2 protein-coding genes are annotated in these 2,096 nt (G+C 45.6%); both read left to right on the forward strand.

What is annotated here, in order from left to right:
• Positions 1-140: 140 nt before the first annotated feature.
• Complete coding sequence (pgl, locus tag IQ236_RS27470) at positions 141-860, forward strand: 6-phosphogluconolactonase (protein WP_193872400.1); 720 nt, start codon at positions 141-143, stop codon at positions 858-860.
• 61 nt (positions 861-921) lie between these two features.
• Positions 922-1,659 (forward strand): FHA domain-containing protein, encoded by a 738-nt coding sequence (locus IQ236_RS27475; RefSeq protein ID WP_193872402.1) that lies wholly within the window; start codon positions 922-924, stop codon positions 1,657-1,659.
• Positions 1,660-2,096: the final 437 nt, after the last annotated feature.

Below are 2,096 nucleotides of genomic sequence, written 5' to 3' on the forward strand. Positions count from 1 at the left end.
ATTAGGGGGAAGTCAACTGTTAACTTTCAACATTAAGCTTAACTGCTGGGGGCTAAATCTCAACCGCGAACGGACAAAACCTCTTATCATTATTGTAGCCTGTTGCTTTGATGCCTAAATTAACCTTTGAGGCTACCCTAATGGAAAAATTTATAGAAATTCTAGCGACTAAAGAAGAAATCACTCAGCGAGCTTTAGATATTCTTCTGGTTAAAATTAAAGACGCGCTTCAAAGTCGGGATCAATTTACAATCGCTTTAGCAGGAGGGAGCACCCCTAAACCCTTATATGAAGCGTTAGCTCAACAAGCGTTACCTTGGAATAAAATTCATGTTTTTTGGGGAGATGAACGTTATGTTCGGTCTGATCATCCCGACAGTAACCAACGGATGGCGCGACAGGCTTGGCTAGATCAAGTCAATTTTCCCGCCACTCATCTGCATCCGATGCCAACGGCAGCCAACGACCCCAAGGTTGACGCCGAAACCTACAATCAGGAATTAGCGCAGTTTTTTCATCTCAATGCCGGAGAATTTCCTGCTTTTGATGTGGTTTTATTGGGGATGGGGGATGATGCTCACACAGCATCGTTATTTCCCCACACCGAAGCCTTAACCGTTCAGGATCGCTTAATTACCGTTGGCAATAAAGACGGTCAACCTCGGATTACCTTTACTGTACCCCTAATTAATCACGCTCGCTGTGTGATGTTTTTGGTTACGGGGGCGAATAAACAGGAACCTTTAGCCCAGGTGTTTGCCTCGGAAGCCGATGCGATCGCTTATCCCAGCCGACTGATTCAACCCGTTGGGGAATTATGGTGGTTATTAGATGCCGCAGCAGGAGCCAATTTAACTTAAAATTTGCCAAAATTAAGCATCTGAACCTTTAATCTAACTCAAATTTTTCCATCAGAATCCTATGATTGTTTGCCCTAATTGTAATTATCAAAATCCAGAAGGCGCGACCCAATGTGAAGCTTGTTATACGCCCTTGCCTTCGATGACGAGTTGTCCCCATTGTGGGGCGACGGTACAAACGGATGCGGCTTTTTGTGGTCAATGTGGGTCGAATTTACAACCTGCATCTACCCCAACAAATTCCGGTGAAAACGAAGGCTTGATTCCGACTGTCGTTTCCCCTCCCGATGAACCGATGGCTGAACCTCAGCCTCAACCTGTGATCAGTTCCGGGCTAAATTTAGAAAAATCTCCTGATGTTCCGGTGGCGACGGTAACAACTCCTCCCGACGTGGTTCCCGTGGTGACGGTGGCAGAACCCCCAGCCAATATAGCTCAAGGTTTTCAGGCGGCTGCGACTCAGTTACAGCGACAGGCGGCGAAGTTGATTCATGTTCAAACCAATGCCCCTGTAGAATTACCTCAAAATGTCTCGGTGATTCATTTAGGAAAACCCAATGATTTAGTGCCCCCGGATGTGGATGTTTCGGGATTTCCCAACTCAGAAATTGTTTCTCGCACCCATGCTGATATTCGGATGGAGGGCGATGCGTACTATATTGAAGATGTGGGCAGTTCCAACGGCACTTATATTAATAATATTTCTCTTCCCAAAGGAAATCGACATCGGTTAAGACCCGGCGATCGCATTTCTTTAGGAAAAGGAGATTTAGTTTCGTTTATTTTTCAACTGTCCTAGAGGATTCAGAACTCAGAGTACAGGGGCAGAGGGTAGAGGGTCGTTCAGTACAAAACAGCAAATTTACCCGTTATCAATGAATACCCAACTGCACGAGAGGTTTTGAAAGCCGGGATTTTTGGATGGTGGGGGGAAATCTTAATCCTTAATCGCCCTATATCCCCATCCAAAATCTGAGATTTCCCCTTTAAAATAAGCTTAGGGCGTAGCTGTTGATTGTTAGATTTTGCCAATGTCAGCACCCCGCTCTGAAGAGACGGGGCTATGCGCTCCGCGCAGGCTAAGCCAACATGCCTCTAACTTTAGATAACTGACCAGCTATAGCCTAACGGCTACGTTTTCTGGATCATAATACCCACGAATGCGACGCTAGTTTGTGGCTCTATTGTTAACAATTAAACAGTTTTACGAGGGGTAAGACAGTGTTGTTAGCGCAA

Source organism: Planktothrix mougeotii LEGE 06226 (genome assembly GCF_015207485.1).
Lineage (GTDB): Bacteria > Cyanobacteriota > Cyanobacteriia > Cyanobacteriales > Microcoleaceae > Planktothrix.